General features: G+C 43.8%; 5 protein-coding genes and 2 pseudogenes. All 7 read left to right on the top strand.

Annotated features, from left to right (window positions below; genetic code table 11):
• A pseudogene (locus tag CCB157_RS16205) lies at nt 1–420 on the top strand (MBL fold metallo-hydrolase); the annotation flags it as partial.
• Nucleotides 421–437: 17 nt separating this feature from the next.
• Nucleotides 438–1319 carry a DnaD domain protein gene (locus CCB157_RS16210; RefSeq protein ID WP_158077363.1) on the top strand — a complete coding sequence of 294 codons (882 nt, stop codon included), beginning with the start codon at nt 438–440 and terminating at the stop codon, nt 1317–1319.
• 12 nt (nt 1320–1331) lie between these two features.
• Complete coding sequence (gene ssb / locus CCB157_RS16215; protein ID WP_077616866.1) at nt 1332–1775, top strand: single-stranded DNA-binding protein; 444 nt, start codon at nt 1332–1334, stop codon at nt 1773–1775.
• A 170-nt stretch (nt 1776–1945) separates the two neighbouring features.
• Nucleotides 1946–2590: a dUTP diphosphatase gene (locus CCB157_RS16220; RefSeq protein WP_077616867.1), complete on the top strand. Its 645-nt coding sequence runs from the start codon at nt 1946–1948 to the stop codon at nt 2588–2590.
• A gap of 24 nt (nt 2591–2614) precedes the next feature.
• Nucleotides 2615–2881, top strand: a complete 267-nt coding sequence (locus CCB157_RS16225; RefSeq protein ID WP_077616868.1) for a MazG-like family protein — start codon at nt 2615–2617, stop codon at nt 2879–2881.
• A gap of 85 nt (nt 2882–2966) precedes the next feature.
• Nucleotides 2967–3044, top strand: a pseudogene (gene fbpA, locus CCB157_RS18410) (Fur-regulated basic protein FbpA); the annotation flags it as partial.
• Nucleotides 3037–3300, top strand: a 264-nt coding sequence (locus CCB157_RS16235) for a RusA family crossover junction endodeoxyribonuclease (protein WP_143287117.1), incomplete at its 3' end; no start/stop codon positions are given. The pseudogene fbpA and the gene CCB157_RS16235, both read left to right, overlap by 8 nt.

Raw genomic sequence — 3300 nt, forward strand, 5'->3', positions numbered from 1 at the left:
GCGAAGAAACAGTTTAAGCTCGGAACATGGATCATCTTGCCTTTCGACGTTCAGCACGATACGTCCGAACCGGTTGGATATCTATTGATGAACGAACAGCGTGAAAAACTTTTGTTCGCAACAGATACGTACTATATTCGCTACCTGTTCCCTGGCCTCACACACATAATGATTGAATGCAACTATAGCTTGGCCATTTTGAACGAAAACATTGCTTCCGGCCGAGTGCCAAGAGTTATGAAAAAGCGGTTATTACGCTCGCATTTCAGTCTGGAAAACGTGAAGGAATTTTTGAAAGCTAATGATTTAAGCAAGCTAGAGGAGATCTGGTTACTCCATTTAAGCGACAACAACAGTAATGAAGCACAGTTCAAAAAAGAAATCCAAGAACTGACAGGGAAAATGGTATTTGTCCCATGATAAGAGGTGAGACGGTAATGAACTACATTAAACAGATCAAAGCATTTTATGATCGGCTCGAAGAAAACCCTTTGTCTACATCCGCAATTGCTTTGTGGCACGCTTTGATGCACGCAAACAATAAGGCAGGATGGACTGAAGAGTTTTCGGTGGCCGCATCATTATTGTGTTTTAGATCTGGGCTAGCTGAACGGACCGTCTCAAAAGCCAGAAATGAACTCAAACAGAAAGGCTATATAGACTTTCGATCCAGGAAGGGTAACAAGTCAGCAGTTTATAGAATGATTGATTTGACCGCATTAGATGCCGACAAATATGCCGGCAATCATACTGACAATGAATTGTCCGCACCACATGCCGACAATTATGCCGACAGTCATGCCGACAACTATGCCAACAAGTATGCTGACAACCATGCCGACAATCATGCCATATTATTAAACAATACAAAACAAAACGAAACTAAAACGAATGATACCGACGACGATGTAAGCGGCAGTGGGCTGCCATCATCGCGAGCGGTAGCATTCTACACAAATAATTTTGGTGATTATAGTTCTTATATCGCCGATGAGATAGAAAAATGGGTAGCCGATCTTTCAGAAGATATCGTTATAGCTGCTATGAAGCTTGCATTGAAACGAAAGAAAAAATCATTTGGCTACATTGAGGGAATATTGAAGAAATGGTTAGAGGAAGGCTTGAAAACACTCGATCAAGTGCGGGCATATGAAGCATCACGAAATGAACAAATCAAGAAAAAATACGAAGCAAAAGGGCAACAACGTCCAAATGAAAGAGTGGATAAGCTCCCGAAGTGGGCAACAAATAACCTAGATTATCGACCTAAGAATGAGAAAAGCATAGAAAAACTCGAGGAGCTTCTTAGCAATCTTTAGGATGGTGAAATTATGATCAACCGAGTGATTCTGATCGGCCGGCTGACGAAGGATCCCGATCTACGCTATACGCCCAACGGGAATGCCGTGGCCACTTTCACCCTCGCCGTCAACCGCCCGTTTACAAACCAAGAAGGGGAACGCGAGGCAGACTTCATCCAGGTCATCGCTTGGCGGAAGCTGGGGGAAAACGCAGCAAACTACTTGAGCAAAGGCCGCCTTGCCGGCGTGGATGGGCGTCTTCAAACACGCAACTACGAAAAGGATGGCCGGCGGGTATACGTCACGGAAGTGGTGGCCGAATCGGTGCAGTTTTTGGATCCGAAGGGTGCGAGATCTGATCAGCCGGCACGGAATGAACTATCGGAAAATGATGACCCGTTTGCAGGTGATGGAGATCCGTTTGCCGATGACGGAAAGCCTATTGATATAGCGGATGACGATTTGCCGTTCTAACTTGCAAAAAAGGAGGAAAATCACAATGAGTAAATGCTATTTCTGTGGTGAAGAGACGAATGGAAGAAAATTCGTGGGAAAGAATTTTTTCACACACGAGAGAGAAGAATATGATATTTGTGAATTTTGTTATGGACCGGATCTAGAAGATCAAAAGGGAGGCGAAAATAATGAATCTTAAAAAACTTTTCAAACTACAAGCTGAACTGGATCGGAGGATTGAGGCAGAGCACCCACGGCAACCCGGCGAAGATCGGTTGGCGAAGAAAGTGCTTGCGCTGCTGGTGGAGCTTGGGGAATTGGCGAATGAGTGGCGCGGGTTCAAATTTTGGAGCAATGATCAGAAGCCGAGAAATGAGATTTTGACAAATTGCGAAGAAGAAAATGCGGATGTGTGGCAATGCGGAAATTTATCCAAATGTGGCGCGAAATTCGAAACCGAGACGTTCCTAAAATGTTGTCCAATATGTGGATGGGATACGATCATTCCCATGCGAAAACACAACCAGCTTTTGGAAGAATACGTCGATTGTCTACATTTCATTTTATCAATTGGGTTGGAAATCGAGGTATCAGATGAAGACATAGAAATAGCATTAGAAATCAAAGAAAATCAAACTTCTCAAAATACATTTGACCAATTTGTTCTAGTTATAAATTGGGCGAATTCGATGCACGACGATAATTACTATCATGAATTGCTTGCTAGTTTCATAGTGCTTGGCGAAATGCTAGGCTTCACTCCGGAGCAAATTGAAGAAGCCTATTTCGAGAAAAATGCCGTCAATCATGAGCGGCAGGAGGAAGGATATTAACTAATCGAGGAAGGGGCGAAAACAATGGATTATGAAATTTTTCGACAAAAAGTGATGAATGACATTTTGGCCGAGCGTGATAGACAAGACAAAAAATGGGGAATTCAAAGTCATGAATACCCAATCTGGTTAATGATACTAACCGAGGAAGTAGGAGAAGTAGCTCAAGCCATGCAGAAAGAATGGGGATGGGGCAAAAAATCCGATGCCAGTAATTTGTATCAAGAACTGATACATGTTGCAGCTGTGGCGGTATCTATTGCTGAGCAAGTGTTAGTAGAGGGGGATTAAAATGGCGTTGCTTGCTCGAAGAGTCGCAATCCGCCGGCAACAGCTCATCGACCGACTGTAGGCGGCCGGCGTCACGGAGTCGCGGGATGGACGGAGTTTGTACGAATTGTCGTTGACTGAACTTGAAAGAGAAATAGAACGGATGAGGTCGAAAAATGATTGAATTTACGATATATGGCGAGCCGGTCGCACAAGGCCGGCCAAGATTCACGACAATAGGCGGATATGTTAAGGCATACGATCCGAAAAAATCAAGGGAATTCAAGAATTATATTCGGCTTGTTGCCACCCAATATAAGCCAGAAAAGCCGTTGGAAGGTGAGATTGAGGTCGAGATGGACGTTTACCGATCCATTCCAAAGAGTTTGCCAAAATACAAGAAAGAAAAGGCTCTGAACGGAGAATTACGGCCGATCACC

The sequence above is a fragment of the Caenibacillus caldisaponilyticus genome (assembly GCF_002003465.1).
GTDB lineage: Bacteria > Bacillota > Bacilli > Bacillales > Sporolactobacillaceae > Caenibacillus > Caenibacillus caldisaponilyticus.

Coding starts and splice junctions, on each gene's coding strand:
- CCB157_RS16210 (WP_158077363.1), top strand. CDS start 438: ATGAACTACATTAAACAGATCAAAGCATTTTATGATCGGCTCGAAGAA.
- ssb (WP_077616866.1), top strand. CDS start 1,332: ATGATCAACCGAGTGATTCTGATCGGCCGGCTGACGAAGGATCCCGAT.
- CCB157_RS16220 (WP_077616867.1), top strand. CDS start 1,946: ATGAATCTTAAAAAACTTTTCAAACTACAAGCTGAACTGGATCGGAGG.
- CCB157_RS16225 (WP_077616868.1), top strand. CDS start 2,615: ATGGATTATGAAATTTTTCGACAAAAAGTGATGAATGACATTTTGGCC.